Source organism: Allobosea sp. NPDC003192 (genome assembly GCF_050275675.1).
Classification (GTDB): Bacteria; Pseudomonadota; Alphaproteobacteria; order Rhizobiales; family Beijerinckiaceae; genus Allobosea.
Genome location: NZ_JBNNPK010000038.1, coordinates 1 through 15,914 on the forward strand (window position 1 = coordinate 1; position 15,914 = coordinate 15,914).

Consider the following 15,914-nt stretch of genomic DNA (forward strand, 5'->3'; position numbering starts at 1 on the left):
CGGCTTGCGCATGGGCTTCACCAGAGAGCAGGTCGAAGCCGGCGCGGGCCTGCTCGGCCGTGCCCGAGAGCAGCGTGTCGTAGATCGGGTTGCCGACGCCGAGCCGCTCGGCCGCATTGGCGATGAAGCCCTGGTTGCGGGTCGTGGCAACGAAGTTGCTCCCGCCACCCGGGCCGAAACCGGTGTCGTTGCGGGTCATGGTCAGCGTGACGTTGGTCGCATCGTAGCCAAGCGACGGCGTCAGGAAGGCGAGGTTCGAGGTGACGCTGGCGAAGCTGCCGGTAACGCCGCCCGAGGCGGTCAGGATCGTGTAGCTCGTGCTCGCCGCGTAGTTGCCGTTCTCGGCCAGCACCTCGACCGTGCCGCCGGTGATGGTCGCCCTGCCCGACGCCACGATCTTGTCGCTCTGGCCGGCGGCGTTGACCTCGACCTGATAGGTCGAGCCCGAGGCAAACGAGACATTGCCGGAGACATTGAGCGTCCCGATCGAATTGCCAGGCGCGATGGTGGCTCCGGCACCGGCCGTGACTCCACCGATCGTACCGGAGCCGCCGAGCGTGCCGCCGTCCAGCGTCACCGTGCTCGCGATCGAGCCGTTCACCACCAGCTTGCCGCCCGAGACCTTGGTCGCGCCGGTGTAAGTGTTGGCTCCCGTCAGCGTCAGCGTGCCGCTGCCGGTCTTGTCGAGCCCACCATTGCCGGTGATCTTGCCCGAGAACGTCGTCGAGGCGTTGCTGCCGCCGGCCTTCAATGTCGTGCCGGTGCCGATCTGGATATTGCCCGCGCCGGCGATCGATGCGGCGGTCACGGCGCCCAGCCCATCGCTGATCTGCAATTGCGCGCCTGTCGCAATGCTGTAGTCCGAAGCCGCCGACATCGCCCGTGCAGCATCGATGAAGAGCGTGCCGGCCGACACCGCGGTCGCGCCGGAATAGCTGTTGGCACCGGTCAGGGTGAGCGTGCCGGCGCCCTGCTTGGTCAGGCCGCCCGTGCCGCTGATGGCGCCGTTGAAGCTGATCGCGTTGCTGCGATTGAAGACGAGCCGGCCGTTATTGACGACATCGCCGAGGATCGAGCCGGTCGTGCCGCCATTGCCGATCTGGAGCGTGCCGCCCGATATCGTCGTGCCGCCGGTATAGGTGTTGGTTGCGGTCAGGATCAGCGTGCCGGCGCCGGCCTTGGTCAGCGAGGTGCCGTTCCAGCCGGTCGCAGGGTTCGCCGCCTGATCGGCCAGCGCCGCCCCGACCGTGAAGCTGTCAGCGGCGTTGGTCAGCGTGAAGGTGCCATGAGCAAGATTGTTGTGGGCGCTCCAGGCCAGGCCATAGCTGGCGAGATACTGCCGGCCGTCAGCCGATTTGCGGGTGGAGAGGGTGAGGTAGTCCACCGTGCCGCTGAAGCCGCCGACGCTGATGCTGGCGAAGTCACCGCTGATGCCTGATGCGGTATCGATCAGCACCATGTCGAGCTGGCTCGCGTCGCTGATGCCGCTGAGGTTGAAGGTGACGCCGTTGCCGATCGTGATGCCGTTGGCGGAAAGCGCGGGGCTGCTCGTGCCGGCGGCGATCGACAGCGTGGTGTTGTCGCCGAAGGTCACGGTCTGCGCGACGGTCAAGGTCGTCGGCGCCTGGATCGCCAGCGTGCCGCCGGTGACGTTGACGCTGCCGGCCAGATTGATGCTGCCGGCCGACGCGCCATTGCCGAACTGGAGCGTGCCGGCCGAGATCGTCGTGCTGCCGGTATAGGTCTTGGCGCCGGTCAGGGTCAGCGTGCCCGTGCCGGTCTTGACCAGCGAGCCGCCGGAGCCGGAGATGTCGCCGCTCACCTCGGTCGAGAGATTGTTCGAGCCGACCGTCAGCTCATTGGCGCCGAGGATGTAATTACCGGCGCCCGCGATCGATCCCGCGCTCAGCTTGCCGTCGCCGTTCGGGCCGGTGCTGCTCGAGAAGTCGACCGTTCCGCCGGCATTGTTGACAAGGGTGGCACTGCCCGCGGTGCTGGTGTTGTAGAATCGCAGCATGCCGTCGTTGGTGATGGTGGCGCTGCCAGCCGTGCTGGCCGCGTTGAATTCCACCTGGCCGATGTTGAAGATGGTGGCATTGCCGGCCGTGCTGGTATCGTAGAAATACAGATTATTGTTGTTGGTGATCGTGGCGCTGCCGGCCGTGCTGGCGTTGTTGAAGCTCAGGTAATTACTGTTCGTGATTGCGGCATTGCCCGCCGTGCTGGTACCGTAGAAGTACACATTGTGGCTGTTGGTGATGGTGGCGCTGCCGGCCGTGCTGGCGCCGAAGAAGACAAGGGCGTCGTTGTTGGTGATGGTGGCGCTGCTCGCCGTGCTGCTGCCGTAGAAGCGCAGGTTGCCGCTGTTGGTGATGGCGGCATCGCCAGCCGTGCTGGCGTCGTTGAAATTCAGATCTCTGCCGCTGTTGTTGGTAATGGTGGCGCTGCCGGCTGTGCTGTTGGCGTAGAATTGCAGAGTGCCGTTGTTGATGATGGTAGCATTGCCCGCCGTGCTGGTGTCGAAGAATCGCAGGTCGTTGTTGTTGGTGATGGTGGCGCTGCCGGCTGTGCTGTTGCCGTCGAAAGACAATCCATAATTGTTGAAGATTGTGGCGCTGCCCGCCGTGCTGCTGCCGGCGAAAGCCATGCTGTAGGTGTTCGTGATGGTGGCGCTGCCGGCGGTGCTGGTGTCGTTGAACCCCCAGGAGCCGTGGTTGACGATGGTGGCGCTGCCCGCTGTGCTGGTGCCGTAGAACAGCGTCAGGCCGGAGCCGGTATTGGTGAAGCTGCTCGTGCCGGCGCTGCTGGTGCCGCGAAAATATGTGCGCCCATTATTCGAGAGCGTCGTGATGCCGCTCGTGTCGGCGTTGACGATATTGAATGTCGTGCCATTGCCGACGGCGACTGTTCCCAGAATGGTGCCGCTGCTGCCGGCCGTGCCAAGCTGCAACGTTCCGCCGGAGATCGTCGTGCCGCCGCTATAGGTATTGATCCCCGATAAGGTCAGCGTGCCCGCGCCGGTCTTGATCAGCGAGCCGCTGCCGGAGATGACGCCGCTCACCTCGGTCGAGAGATTGTTCGAGCCGACCGTGAACTGCTTGGCGCCGATGACGTAGTTGCCGGCCCCCTCGATCGAGCCTGCCGTCATCGCGGCCAATCCGGCGGGATCCGAGATATCGACCGTGCCGCCGGCCTGGGTGATGAAGCGCGCCCCGGCGCTGCTGCCGGCGGCGACGAACTGGGTCGTCGCCCCGGCGGCCGTCGTGATCGTCGCCGTGCCAGCCGTGCTGAAGCCGCGAAAGATCAGGCTGCTCTCATTGACGATGGTCGCGCTATCGGCCGAGCTGCTGTCATAGAAGATCAGGCTGTTCTTGTTGGTGATGGTGGCGCTGCCGGCCTTGCTCGTGTCGTAGAAGCTCAGGCTGCCATTGTTGGTGATGGAGGCGTTTCCAGCCGTGCTCGACGTGTGGAAGTTGATCAGGCCGGCACCAGTGTTGACGATTGTCGCGTTGCCGGCCGTGCTGTTGTCGTAGAACAGCAGGTAAGCCGTGTTGGTGATGGTGGCGTTGCCGGCCGTGCTGGTGTCGTGGAACTGTGTGAAGAAGCTGTTCGTGATCGAGGCGCTGCCCGCGGAGCTGGCGTTCCGGAAATAGAGGTCGCCGCTGTTGCTGATGGTCGCGCTGCCGCCGTTGACGACGATACCCGCTCCGGTGAACTCCAGAATCCGGTTGTTGCTGAAGCTGTAGTTCGCGGCATTGGCGTTGAACGTCCACCCGCCGATGGTCACATCGTTCGCGAACGACAGGTTCGTAATCGTCGACGTGCCGAAGAAGGCCGTGCCGGACGGCCGCACGCCGGTGTCCCAGTTTAGGCCGGTGTAGAAATCGCCCGAGACCGGCGTCGCGTGCCAGGTCGCATTCTGCGCGTGGGCGGGCGTGACGAGCGCCGTGCCGGCGAGCAATGCCAGCCGCAGGGCCAGGCCGCCCCATCTTCCGTCGAAAATCAAAGCCACGTCTTGTTCCCCGGCCGCTGCGGAAGGCTTACGCCAGGGCACTGGCAAGGCAATGAACAGCCATTCACAACCCGGCAAAACGATCCGGTGTGGCGGATTTGCCGCGTGCCGGCCTCGAAAGCCTGGGCATCGGTGCAGAACCAACTATCGGCGCATGCCCGCTGACTTGAGGGCCAACCGCGCTATAACCGGGCAAAGCTCTCATCCGAGCCGGGAGGACATCATGCTCGCCAACGCGCCCCGCCCCTTCAATTTCGACCTCGGCGAGACCGCCGACGCGATCCGCGACACCGTCCACGCCTTCGCGCAGGAGAAGATCGCGCCGCGCGCCGAGGAGATCGACCGCACCAACCAGTTCCCGCGCGACCTCTGGCCGGAAATGGGCGCGCTCGGCCTGCACGGCATCACCGTCCCGGAGGAGTATGGCGGCGCCGGCCTCGGCTATCTCGAGCACTGCGTCGCGATCGAGGAGGTCAGCCGCGCCTCGGCCTCGGTCGGTCTCAGCTACGGCGCCCATTCCAATCTCTGCGTCAACCAGATCGCCCGCAACGGCAACGATGCGCAGAAGAGGAAGTACCTGCCCAAGCTGATCTCGGGCGAGCATGTCGGCTCGCTCGCAATGTCGGAGCCGGGCTCGGGCTCCGACGTCGTCTCGATGAAGACCAAGGCGGTCAGGAAAGGCGACCGCTATGTCCTGACCGGCAACAAGATGTGGATCACCAACGGCCCGATCGCCGAGACGCTGGTGGTCTACGCCAAGACCGATCCGGAAGCCGGTCCCAAGGGCATCACCGCCTTCCTGATCGAGAAGGGCATGAAGGGTTTTTCGACCCATCAGAAGCTCGACAAGCTCGGCATGCGCGGCTCCGACACCTGCGAGCTCGTCTTCGAGGACTGCGAGGTTCCCGAGGAGAACGTGCTCGGCTCGGTCGGTCGCGGCGTCAACGTGCTGATGAGCGGGCTCGATTATGAGCGTGTCGTGCTCTCGGCCGGCCCGCTCGGCATCATGCAGGCGGCAATGGACATCGTCCTGCCCTATATCCACGAGCGCAAGCAGTTCGGCCAGTCGATCGGCGAGTTCCAGCTGGTCCAGGGCAAGGTCGCCGACATGTATGTCGCGATGAACTCGTGCAAGGCTTATGTCTATGCCGTCGCCAAGGCCTGCGACCGGGCCGAGACCACCCGCGAGGACGCCGCCGGCGCCATCCTGATCGCGGCCGAGAAGGCGACGCAGCTCGCCCTCGACGCCATCCAGCTGCTCGGCGGCAACGGCTACATCAACGACTACCCGACCGGGCGCCTGCTGCGCGACGCCAAGCTTTACGAGATTGGCGCCGGCACCAGCGAGATCCGCCGCATGCTGATCGGCCGGGAACTGTTCAACAAGACGAAGTGAGGCTGTTCTTCCTTCTCCCCTCGGGGGAGAAGGTGGCAGCGCGAAGCGCTGACGGATGAGGGAAGGACGCACCCAATCTACCCTCATCTCACCCAGTCGGACCGCCCTCATCCCCTGCCGGACCTTCTCCCCCGAGGGGAGAAGGAGGCCTCTTCGGTAACGCGCACCTATGCCCCTCTACTTCGCCTATGGCGCCAACATGGACGTCGCCGCGATGCGCGAGCGCTGCCCGCGCTCGACGCCGCTCGGCCTCGCCCGCCTGCCGCGCCATCGCTTCATCATCACCACGGACGGCTATGCCTCGGTGCTCCGCGATCCGCGTGAAAGCGTCCATGGTGTGCTCTGGGACTGCGCGCTCGGCGACATCCGCACGCTCGACAAGTTCGAGGAGCTGGCCAGCGGCCTCTATATCAAGATCAACCAGCCGGTCGTGGTCGAGGGCGGCGCCAGGCGAGCGCTGATCTATGTCGGGCGCAGCGCGCAGCTCGGCCGGCCCCGCCCCGGCTATCTCGAGAGCATCGTCGCCAGCGCCAGAAGCTGGGCCTTGCCAGAGACTTACCTGGCCGGAATGAATCGTTTTCTGAGCAAGCCGATTCAGGATGGCAAGCCGTTGAATCCAGATCTGAGCGAGCTGCTGCCGGCTGGCCCCGTCGCCGGCGTCAGGCCGCGCGCCGCCGCGCCGAGCTCGGCGATCCGCGCCGGCAAAGCGTCCGAATAGTTCGAGTTTCGAGAGATTGACGCTGGCGCATGCGCGCCATGCGCGAGGCCGCCGAAGGTGCGAAAGCCGCGCTGGCCGGGACAGGCGGGAGGCGTCCGGACAGGTTCCGGGCTCCTTTCCCGAACTGTCTCGATGGAGGCCCCAATGAGCGGAATCGTCGGCTGGATCACCGGCAAGATCAAATGGCTGCTGCTGATCGCAGCGATCGGAGGCCCCGTCCTCGCCTTCTTCAGCTGGCAGGACGGCGAGCGCGTCAGGACGATCGCAGCTGAGGGCATCGAGGCGCAGGCCTCGGTCGAGGGTGCGACCCGGACCAAGCGTCGCCGCGGTGGCACCAGCTACAGCGTCGACCTCGCCTGGAAGGACGCCACCGGCAAGGACCGCACGGCCGAAAAGATCTCGGTCTCCAACCAGTTCGCCAATCGCATCATCAGCAACGACAAGCTCACCGTCGACACGCTGAAGATCAAGTATCTGCCGGACGAGCCCGGCAAGGACGCGGTGATCATCGCCGACGATGCCGCCAAGCAGGCCGATCAGGACAGTGAGATGATCTATGTCGGCGCTGGCGCCGGCGCGATTGGTATCGTCGGCTCGGCCCTGTTCTTCCTGCTCGGCCGCCGCCGCTTGGAGAGCGAAGAACAGGCCGTTTGAGCCGCGTCTTCAGGCTTTTTGCGCCGCTGTCCTATCTGGGCGGCGGCGTAAGGCGTTGTTCATGGCGAATTGAACGCGTCGTTGGAGGAACCGCGATGAAACCCATCCGCGCCAGAGCCGTCTTCGTGCTTCTCGCCGCGCTGATAGCCGGCTCGGCTCTCGCTCGTTCCCCGGAAACGCCGGCGGCGCCCCTCAGCTGCGGTGGCGACGAGCCCTTTTGGAGCTTGAAGCTCGGGACCGACGGCAAAGCCCGCTTCTCTGACGGCGATGGCGAGGCGTCCACCTCTCCATTCACTCTGCAGCAAAGCCGCAATACGACGCTGATCGCGGGCGTGACCTTCGGACCGAAGGCGGAGATTCGCGGCGTCATCGGTCATGAAGCCTGCTCGGCGACCAACAGCGACGAGGACAGGCCGATGACGATCTCGGTCTGGTACAGGGACGGATTGCTGTCCGGCTGTTGCCAGCCGGACAGCTAAAGCACCGACGTCGAGGGGCGCGACTGGCGGCTTACGCCACCAGCCCCTTGGCCAGTTCGCTGACCTGTTTCTCGAACAGCGCCCGGTAGATGCCGCCGTCATGGGTCAGCAGCGCCTCATGCCGGCCCTCTTCCACGACCTTGCCGCGGTCGAAGACCAGGATGCGGTCCATGGCGCGCACCGTCGAGAGCCGGTGGGCGATGACGATGGTGGTGCGGCCTTCCATCAGCCGCTCCATCGCCTCCTGGATCAGCGCCTCCGATTCCGAATCGAGGCTCGAGGTCGCCTCGTCCAGAATCAGGATCGGCGCGTCGGCCAGGAAGGCGCGTGCCAGCGCCACCCTCTGCCGCTCGCCGCCCGAGAGCTTGACGCCGCGCTCGCCGACGAGCGTGCCGTAGCCCTTGGGCAGGCGCATGATGAACTCATGCGCATTGGCGAGCTTCGCCGCCTGCTCGATCTGCGCCATGCTGGCTCCGGGCCGGCCATAGGCGATGTTCTCCGCCAGCGAGCGGTGGAACAGCACCGGCTCCTGCTGCACGATCGCGATCTGCGCCCGCAGCGAGGCCTGCGTCGCCGAGGCGATGTCGCGCTCGTCGATGGCGATGCGCCCGCCGGTGACGTCGTAGAGACGCTGCACCAGCTTGACGAAGGTGGTCTTGCCGGAGCCGGAGCGCCCGACCAGGCCGACCTTCTCGCCCGCTTTGATCGTCAGCGAGAAATCGCGATAGAGCGGCTCGATGTGGCCTCCGTAGTGGAAGGTCACCCGCTCGAAGGCGATCTCGCCGGCGGTCACGTCCATCGCCGTCGAACCGGGACGATCCGGCACGCCGAAGGGCAGCGAATGCATCGCCACCAGCTCCTCCATGTCGTTCACCGAACGCTGGAGGTTGTGCACGTGCTGGCCGACATCGCGCAGATAGCCATGCACGACGGCATAGCTGGTCAGCACGAAGGCGACGTCGCCGGGCGAGGCCTGGCCATTGGCCCAGAGCCAGATCACCAGCCCGATCACCGCGGCGCGCAGGCCTAGCAGCACGATCTGCTGCGCAGTTCCCGACCAGGTTCCGCGCACCCAGGTCCGCCGCGTCCGCCCGGCCCACTTTGCCAGCACGCCGGTCAGACGGTTGTCCTCGCGAGCCTCGGCGCCGAAGGCCTTTACCACCGGGTTGCACGAGATCGAGTCGGCGAGCGCGCCGCCCAGCCTTGTGTCCCAGCTGTTGGCGAGCGTCGCCGCCGGCGCGACGAAGCGCAGCGACAGCGCGATCGTAACGGCGCAGTAGATCACCGCGCCGGCAAGAACGATCGCGCCCATCGCCGGCCAATGCCAGGCCAGCAGCACCGTCGTGCCCAGCAGCACGATCAATGACGGCAGCAGCGCGATCACGACCGTGTCGGTGAGCAGGTCGAGCGCCCACATGCCACGGGTGATCTTGCGCACTGTCGAGCCGGCAAAGTTATTGGCGTGCCAGTCGGTCGAGAAGCGCTGCAGGCGCGCGAAGGCCTCGCGCGCCACGTCGCCCATCGTGCGCAGGGTCATTTCGGTGATGCCGATGAAGGACAGGTGCCGGAACAGCACCGTGCCCGCGCCGAGCGCGATCATCATGGCGAGCGCGGCAAGCGCGGCACCCTGCCCGCTCGCCTTCTCGCCGGCGACCGCATCGACCAGCCGCCCGGCATAGAGCGGCATGAACAGGTCGGCCGCAGTCGCCGCCATCACGGTGAAGACCACGCCGGCGACGCGCCAGCGCTGGCGGCCCCAATGCGAAAATGTGAAGCCGAGAACGGCCCGGAACGGCTCCTGCCGCTCCGTCTTGAGAGAAAGAGACATGAAAGCACCCGGTCTGGATGAGACCGGCTCCAAATTCAGGCGAAGCGCAGCGAAGGCCGCGGCTTCAGAAAACGCGTTTGGAAATGATGGCTCGGGCCGCCTGGCAGGCGGGCCTCGTGCGGAACCGACCTAGTGGTGGCGGGACCGCATGGCGGGAGCGACGATGACGATAAAACTCATTCAGCCCTCCCTTTCCTGAGTTGGAGCCAAGGCAGGCAAGATGCCCGATGCCCGCTTATTGTGCAAGCCGCGTCCGATGCATGGGGTGGTTGCAATCGAAACCGATCGGACTTCGCATTGCCGTCACGATGTCGAACGACGCGCGTGATGGAATTCGCGGGTTCTTCCTTCTCCCCTCGGGGGAGAAGGTGGCCCGGCGAAGCCGGGTCGGATGAGGGAAGGACAGCTCAACTTGTCCGGCTTTCGCCCAGTCGCGCCGCCCTCATCCCCTGCCGGACCTTCTCCCCCGAGGGGAGAAGGAGGCCTACCACAACAGCGCCAGCAGCCGCATCCCGATCACCAGCAGAAACGCCGCGATGATCGTGGCCAGCACGCGCTGGCGCTTCGCCCGGTCCGGGAACTGCCGGGCGATCAGGCGGCCGAGCGGCTTGCGGAACAGGAAGGCGATGACCGCCAGAACAATCAGGATGTGGGACAAGCGCCGGGCTCAGCCTTGCTTGGGCTCGGGTGCATCGAAGGGTGCACCGGCCTTCTTCCAGGCGCCGAAGCCACCGGCGACATGCGCCACCGGCTTCAGGCCCATATCCTGCGCCGTCTTCGCCGCGAGCGCCGAGCGCCAGCCGCCGGCGCAGAAGAAGACGAATTGCTTGTCCTCCTGGAAGACCGGCTTGGCATAGGGGCTTTCCGGGTCGATCCAGAACTCCAGCATGCCGCGCGGGCAATGGAAGGCGCCGGGCATGCGCCCTTCCCGCTCGAGCTCGCGCGGATCGCGCAGATCGACGAAGACGGTGTCCGCCCGCCCGACCAGGCCTTGCGCCTCCTCGACCGAGAGCGTCTTCACCGCAGCTTCCGCTTCGGCCAGCAATGCCTTGTAGCCCTTGGTGATCGTCTGCGGCATGGCCGGCCCTCCCCTGAAGAGGCCGGCAAGGTGGCGGCTGCGGCGGCTGGCGTCAATCGCGGGCTTGCCGGGCACTGGCGCTGCCGTCAGATTGCCGACCGGAGGGGCTCATGGCCGGATTCGGAACGCTCGACCTGATCGCGATCGCCTTCTTCGCCGCCGCCTGGATCGGCTATCTCCTGGCTGTCGAGATAGGCCCGCATTCGCGGCGCAGCCTCAACACGTTGATGAACGAGCGCCGCGAGCGCTGGATCATGGAATCGGTCAAGCGCGAGAACCGGATCATAGACACGCAGGTGATGAACGGCCTGCAGAACGGTACCGCCTTCTTCGCCTCGACCTCGCTGATCGCAATCGGCGGTTCGCTGACTCTGCTGCAATCGGCCGACCGCGTCGTCCAGATCTTCGCCGACCTGCCTTTCGCCACCACGACGACCCGGGCCGCCTGGGAGATCAAGGTGATCGGGCTCGCGGTGATCTTCGCCTATGCCTTCTTCAAGTTCGGCTGGGCCTATCGGCTGTTCAACTACTGCGCCATCCTGATCGGCGCGATCCCGCCGCATACCGAGGCCGACAAGCCGGAGACGATTGCGGCGGCGCGCGAGGCGGTGAGGATGAACATCGTCGCCGGGCTGCACTTCAACCGCGGCCAGCGCGCCTTCTTCTTCGCCCTGGCCTATCTCGGCTGGTTCATCTCGCCCTGGCTCTTCCTGATCGCGACCGCGGCGGTGCTGACCGTGATGTGGCGCCGGCAATTCGCCTCGGATTCAGCGGCCGCCGTCGGCGCGGGACGTCGCACCGCTTGACGAACTGCGCCCGCCGGCTCAGCAAGCGGCATGACCAGACCGACCGACGACGAACTCGCTGACACCATCCTGCGCCTCGCGGCCGAGCGCGGCGACGAGCGCACCCTCGGCCCGATGGATGTCGCCCGCGCCCTCGGCGGCGACCATCCCGATGGCTGGGGCCCGCTGATGCAGCCGATCCGCCGTATCGCCGTGCAGTTGATGAAGGACGGCCGACTGGTGATCACCCGAAAAGGGCGGCCGGTCGACCCCGATGATTTCCGCGGCGTCTATCGCCTGCGCCTGCCGGGCGACGATGCGGCCGGCCAGGACTAGGGTCAGGCAGCGCGGCGCTTTCGCCAATATCCCACCGAAGGCAAACCGGACGTGGAAGAACTGCGTCTCGCCATATCTCTATCGGGACCGCAACGCCGTCGAGCGCATGTTCTGCAGGCTCAAGGACTTCCGCCGCATTGCAGCCGGATACGATCGACTGGCTACAAACTTCCTCGCAGCGGTCTGCATCGCAGCAACCGTCAGCTACGGGTTATGAGTCCGGCGCCTCGGACTGGGGAGGTTTCAAGCGTCCCCTGAACAGTGCGCGCAGGATCAACCAAATCACTACGATACAGAAGATCGAAATCGGCCACGTGTAGTAGATCATCCCCACAGCGAATAGTCCGTACGCCGGATCGATGGCCGACGCTATGACAAGCCCGACTACGTAGAGGATGATTGCGATAATGAAGTACATTGTGTGACGTTTTAGCGGATGCTAATTGACATGAAAACGACGAACCTGACGCCGTACATAGGTCAAAGAGCGCGGCGCTTTCGCCAACATCCCGCCGAAGGCAAACCGGACGTGGCAGAACTGCCTCGCCGCACCTCTACCGGAACCGCAAGGCCATCGAGCGCATGTTCTGCAGGCTCGAGGACTTCCGCCGCATCGCCCCCGATACGATCGACTGGCTACAAACTTCCTAGCAGCGGTCTGCATCGCAGCAACCGTCAGTCACTGGTTATGCGTCCGGACCCCAAGCCGTCCCCCAGCATCCGGATCGGCCCGCTGCGACCGCCATCGTCGGGCAGCGACGAGCAACGGCCGTCACAGGATGTCTGTGATGCTTGAAGCTGTGCTCGAAGCCGCGCCAGCGCCTGGCCAGGAGCGGCCTCGACTGCAATAAAAAAGGCAGGGGAACACCCCTGCCTCTTGCCACTATCATCGTCTAACGCACCCCGGGGCTTGCGGCAAGCCCCCCTCCATGGCCTAGCAACGCTGCCCTCGACCTGAACCCCGGGTCAAAGGGAGTAGCAAAATGCGTGTCCTTTTATCGACTTATGGCTCGCGCGGCGATGTCGAGCCCATGGCGGCACTGGCAGTTGAATTGCAGATGCTCGGCGTCGAAGCCGTGGTCTCGGCCCCGCCGGACCGGGAGTTCGCCGAGCTGCTGGCACGCGCCGGCGTGCCGCTGGCGCCGGCCTTCATGCCGATCCGCCAATGGGTCGGCGAGCGGGCGAAGCCTGCATCGACCGCAGACTTCCACAAGCTCGCCTCCGACATGATGGCGGCGCAGTTCGAGGCCATCTCGGCAGCGGCCGAGGGCTGCACTGCGATCGTCGCGACCGGCCTGTTTCCGTCGGCGAGTGCCGCATGCTCGGTCGCCGAGCTGGCCGGGATAGCCTATCGCCACGTCACCTTCTGCCCGCTCTTCCTGCCATCGCACCATCACCGCCCCTTCCCTTATCCCGGCCATCCGCTGCCGGTGGAGGTGACCGATAACCGGGACTTATGGGAGTTCAACGCCCGGACCATGAATGCCTTGTTCGGCGAGGCGCTCAGGGCGCACCGCTCGGCGGTCGGCTTGCCGCTGGTCCACGACGCCCGCGATCACGTGTTCACGGACCGGCCGCTGCTGGCCTCGGACCCGGTCCTGTGGCCCTGGCAGCCGACGAAGCTCTGCGACGCTGTGCAGACGGGCGCCTGGATCCTGCCTGACAAGCGTCCGCTTCCGGCGGAGCTGGAGGCATTCATCGAGACCGGCGAGCCGCCGATCTATGTCGGCTTCGGCAGCATGTTCATGCAATCGGCAAGGGACGCCGCTCGCGTAGCGATCGAGGCGATCCGGGCACAGGGCCGCCGCGTGGTCCTGCTGCAAGGCTGGGCAGATCTCGTATTGGACGACGATCGGGGCGATTGCTTCATCACCGGTGACGTCAACCAGCAGGCGCTGTTCCCGCGAATGGCGGCCGTGATGCATCATGGCGGCGCCGGCACAACGACAGTCGCGACCCGCGCCGGCGTGCCGCAGGTGATCGTTCCACAGATCGCCGACCAGCCCTATTGGGCTGCCCGCGTGACGGGGCTGGGCATCGGCGCGGCTCATGATGGTCCGACGCCGAGTTTCGAATCCTTGTCGGCAGCGCTCGCCATCGCGCTGGCGCCTGGGACCGGAACACGGGCGGCGGCTATGGCTCGCGCGATCCATAGCGATGGAGCGGAGGTGGCTGCGAAACTGCTGCTCGACGCGATCAGCCGGGACAGGCCACGCTCCTAGCGCCGCGTCGCCGCCTGCGCCGGCCCCGGAAACAGCGCGTCCGTATAGCCGGCGAGATAGTAGGCGAGCAGTCCGGCCCATTCCTTGAAGGCGTCGTCGGCGATGTCGAGCCCGCGCGCCGCCTTGCGATAAGGCCGGACGTAGTCAGCCGGCGCGCCGGCCGAGAGGAAGTCCACCGGAAAGGCCTCGACCTGGAATCCGGCTTTGCGGAACACGCCCATGGCGCGCGGCATGTGCCAGGCCGAGGTCACCAGCAGCCAGCGCTCGCCGGGCTTGGGATCGACCAGCCGGCGGGTGAACACCGCGTTCTCGACCGTATTGCGCGACTTGTCCTCGAGGACGAGGCGGTTCTCCGGCAGACCGAGCCCGAGGAACAGCAATCGTGCCCCGTCGGCCTCGGTCCGCACCACCGGCGAGAGCAGATTGGCGCCGCCGCCGGTGAAGACCAGCTTCGCCTCGGGATGGGCGCGGGCGAGCTCGACCGCCTTGGTCATCCGCGCCGCGGCATTGTTGAGCACGATGTCTTCGCGCGCCACGCCGATCGCGCCGCCGAGCACGATGATGCCATCGACCTTGCCGGAATGCACCGCCTGCTGCGGGAAGCGGTCCTCCAATGGCCTGACGACGATGCGCGGCAGCGGGCTGAAGGCGAGTAGGCCGAGCACGAATACGCAGATCAGTCCGAGCCAGCGCCCCGGCCCGGAAAAGCGCGTGAAGGCGAGCAGGCTCGCCAGCACCAGCCCACCAATGGCGAGGTTCACCGGCGAAGCCAGGAACCAGAAGATCTTGGAAAGGACGAAGAACATGACTTTCTTGAACAGACCCGCCTCCCTTACCCTGAGAAAGCTGACAGGCCGTTAGGAAACGGCTGAGCGCAGCCGAGGTTCGCGGTCAGATTGCGTTCACGTTGCGGTGAGCGACCGGACGGCCGGCGCCGTCATTCTCGGGCGGAGCGCTGCGCAGATCCGAGAATCTCGTGACGAGAAGGCGCTGGCCGGTTCCCCATCCGGCATAAGATGGTCGGCTCAAGGCCGACCATGACGAGCCCTGATCCTACCTGATGATCTGCGGTGGCTGCGCCGGCGGGCGGCGGGTCTGCCGAGCCGCGAAGCGCTCGACCTCGAGCGCACGCTCGGCGACCTCGCGCAACTCGCAGCCGGCCTGCAGCCCGGCCGAGCGCGCCGGTGGCTGGGCAGCGCCATAGAAGGCGCATTTCTGCACGGCATAGCTCTGCCAGGCGAGCTGCAGTGCCGCGAACTGGCTGCGCGCGCCGGCATCGAGCGTCCGGCCGAGCGCTGCCCCGGCCAGAGTCAACCGCTCGCGCCAGACGGCCTCCTCGCGCCTTGCGCAAGTGATCTCGGCCTGGGGCCGGTCGTTCACCGAGGCGGCGCTGACGCAAGGCACCGCAACGAGACCAATGCAGGCCGGGCTTGCGGCGAGGCCCTGCCTGACGCAATTCGCCACCTGCATGCGGTCGGCCGACTGCACCGGATTGGTCGGCACCTGCGCGAGCGCCGCCGCACAGCCGAATTGCACCAGAACGGCGGAAATGACGAGGAAATCGCGCATGGCGGCGATCATGACCGCCAAATCGGCGGGGTCAAGCGCCGCCGCCCGGGCTTCACGTGATTGGCAACGGCATGGCGGGGCCGGCCGCCGGCCGCGCCGAGACCTGCGCATACCAGCGGCGGATATTGGGCCACTCCTTGTGTTGCACCGGCATGTGCAGCCAGCGATGCGCGCCGAGTGCCACCGTGATGTCGCCCATGCCAAAGCGTTCATTGGCGAGGTAGGCCCGCCCCGCCAGATGCGCCTCCAGGATATCGAGCTTGGCTTGCGCCTTGGTGACGGAGGCCGCGATCACCGCCTCATCGGTATAGCCCGGCGTCTTGCGGACCAGCCCCCAGAAGGCCGGCGTCATCGACGGCTGCAATTCCGACAGCATCCAGTCCATCCAGCGATCGGCCTCGGCCCGCTTCGCCGGGTCCTCCTCCCAGATCCAGCCGGCTCCATAGCGGGCGGCGAGATAGCGCACGATGCTGTTCGATTCCCAGATGACGACCTCGCCATCCTCCAGCGTCGGAACCTGCCCGTTCGGATTCTTGGCGAGATAGGCCGGCTCGCGATTGCCGCCGAATTGGCCGCCGACATCGATGCGCTCGAAGGGTTGTCCGACCTCGCCGGCGGCCCAGACCACCTTCTGCACATTGATCGAGCTGATCCGTCCCCAGATCGTCAGCATGGTCGCCACCTTCGCGTGATAGGGCGGCGACAATCATCCGGCGGTCCTGCGAAGGCAAGCGCCTCAGGCGAATTCCATGATGACGGCGTCGACGGCCAGCGAGTCGCCTTCCTTCGCCAGGATCTTGGCGATGGTGACGTCCTTCTCGGCGCGCAGCACGTTCT

At 66.1% G+C, this 15,914-nt stretch carries 14 protein-coding genes and 2 pseudogenes; 9 read left to right on the forward strand and 7 right to left on the reverse strand.

Annotated elements, in window-relative coordinates; all coding sequences use genetic code 11:
• A partial coding sequence (locus tag ACQKLX_RS29255; protein ID WP_427365074.1) for a beta strand repeat-containing protein occupies window positions 1-4,012 on the reverse strand: 4,012 nt, incomplete at its 3' end.
• A gap of 223 nt (window positions 4,013-4,235) precedes the next feature.
• On the opposite strand from ACQKLX_RS29255, the gene ACQKLX_RS29260 reads away from it, so the two are divergent.
• The 4 genes from ACQKLX_RS29260 (at window position 4,236) to ACQKLX_RS29275 (ending at window position 7,259) form a co-directional block, all read left to right on the forward strand.
• Complete coding sequence (locus tag ACQKLX_RS29260) at window positions 4,236-5,408, forward strand: isovaleryl-CoA dehydrogenase (RefSeq protein WP_427365075.1); 1,173 nt, start codon at window positions 4,236-4,238, stop codon at window positions 5,406-5,408.
• A gap of 169 nt (window positions 5,409-5,577) precedes the next feature.
• Complete coding sequence (locus ACQKLX_RS29265; RefSeq protein ID WP_427365076.1) at window positions 5,578-6,126, forward strand: gamma-glutamylcyclotransferase family protein; 549 nt, start codon at window positions 5,578-5,580, stop codon at window positions 6,124-6,126.
• 144 nt (window positions 6,127-6,270) lie between these two features.
• On the forward strand, window positions 6,271-6,780 hold the full coding sequence (locus ACQKLX_RS29270; protein WP_427365077.1) for a hypothetical protein: 510 nt from the start codon (window positions 6,271-6,273) through the stop codon (window positions 6,778-6,780).
• Window positions 6,777-7,259 (forward strand): hypothetical protein, encoded by a 483-nt coding sequence (locus ACQKLX_RS29275; protein ID WP_427365078.1) that lies wholly within the window; start codon window positions 6,777-6,779, stop codon window positions 7,257-7,259. The genes ACQKLX_RS29270 and ACQKLX_RS29275 overlap by 4 nt, the downstream gene beginning before the upstream one ends.
• Before the next feature lie 31 nt (window positions 7,260-7,290).
• Here ACQKLX_RS29275 and ACQKLX_RS29280 read toward each other — a convergent pair whose 3' ends face one another.
• The 3 genes from ACQKLX_RS29280 to ACQKLX_RS29290 form a co-directional block, all read right to left on the reverse strand.
• Entirely contained in the window at window positions 7,291-9,087 is a 1,797-nt protein-coding gene (locus ACQKLX_RS29280) for an ABC transporter ATP-binding protein (RefSeq protein ID WP_427365079.1), read from the reverse strand.
• Between the two features lie 484 nt (window positions 9,088-9,571).
• A complete protein-coding gene (locus ACQKLX_RS29285) occupies window positions 9,572-9,745 on the reverse strand; it encodes a hypothetical protein (RefSeq protein WP_427365080.1) in 174 nt (57 codons plus the stop codon).
• A 9-nt stretch (window positions 9,746-9,754) separates the two neighbouring features.
• A complete protein-coding gene (locus ACQKLX_RS29290; RefSeq protein ID WP_427365081.1) occupies window positions 9,755-10,165 on the reverse strand; it encodes a rhodanese-like domain-containing protein in 411 nt (136 codons plus the stop codon).
• 110 nt (window positions 10,166-10,275) lie between these two features.
• On the opposite strand from ACQKLX_RS29290, the gene ACQKLX_RS29295 reads away from it, so the two are divergent.
• From ACQKLX_RS29295 to ACQKLX_RS29315, 5 genes and pseudogenes are all read left to right on the forward strand, one after another.
• Window positions 10,276-10,971, forward strand: coding sequence for a DUF599 domain-containing protein (locus ACQKLX_RS29295; RefSeq protein WP_427365082.1), 696 nt, complete (start codon window positions 10,276-10,278; stop codon window positions 10,969-10,971).
• 30 nt (window positions 10,972-11,001) lie between these two features.
• Entirely contained in the window at window positions 11,002-11,286 is a 285-nt protein-coding gene (locus ACQKLX_RS29300; RefSeq protein ID WP_427365083.1) for a DUF3253 domain-containing protein, read from the forward strand.
• Between the two features lie 13 nt (window positions 11,287-11,299).
• Window positions 11,300-11,503: pseudogene (locus ACQKLX_RS29305) on the forward strand (IS5/IS1182 family transposase); the annotation flags it as partial.
• A 274-nt stretch (window positions 11,504-11,777) separates the two neighbouring features.
• Window positions 11,778-11,975, forward strand: a pseudogene (locus ACQKLX_RS29310) (transposase); the annotation flags it as partial.
• Window positions 11,976-12,269: 294 nt separating this feature from the next.
• Entirely contained in the window at window positions 12,270-13,508 is a 1,239-nt protein-coding gene (locus tag ACQKLX_RS29315; protein ID WP_427365084.1) for a glycosyltransferase, read from the forward strand.
• On the opposite strand, the gene ACQKLX_RS29320 is transcribed toward ACQKLX_RS29315, so the two are convergent.
• From ACQKLX_RS29320 to ACQKLX_RS29330, 3 genes are all read right to left on the reverse strand, one after another.
• Window positions 13,505-14,314 (reverse strand): YdcF family protein, encoded by an 810-nt coding sequence (locus ACQKLX_RS29320; RefSeq protein ID WP_427365085.1) that lies wholly within the window; start codon window positions 14,312-14,314, stop codon window positions 13,505-13,507. The genes ACQKLX_RS29315 and ACQKLX_RS29320 overlap by 4 nt on opposite strands.
• 247 nt (window positions 14,315-14,561) lie before the next feature.
• Window positions 14,562-15,077 (reverse strand): hypothetical protein, encoded by a 516-nt coding sequence (locus tag ACQKLX_RS29325; protein WP_427365086.1) that lies wholly within the window; start codon window positions 15,075-15,077, stop codon window positions 14,562-14,564.
• 52 nt (window positions 15,078-15,129) lie between these two features.
• Window positions 15,130-15,750: a glutathione S-transferase family protein gene (locus ACQKLX_RS29330; RefSeq protein WP_427365087.1), complete on the reverse strand. Its 621-nt coding sequence runs from the start codon at window positions 15,748-15,750 to the stop codon at window positions 15,130-15,132.
• Window positions 15,751-15,914: the final 164 nt, after the last annotated feature.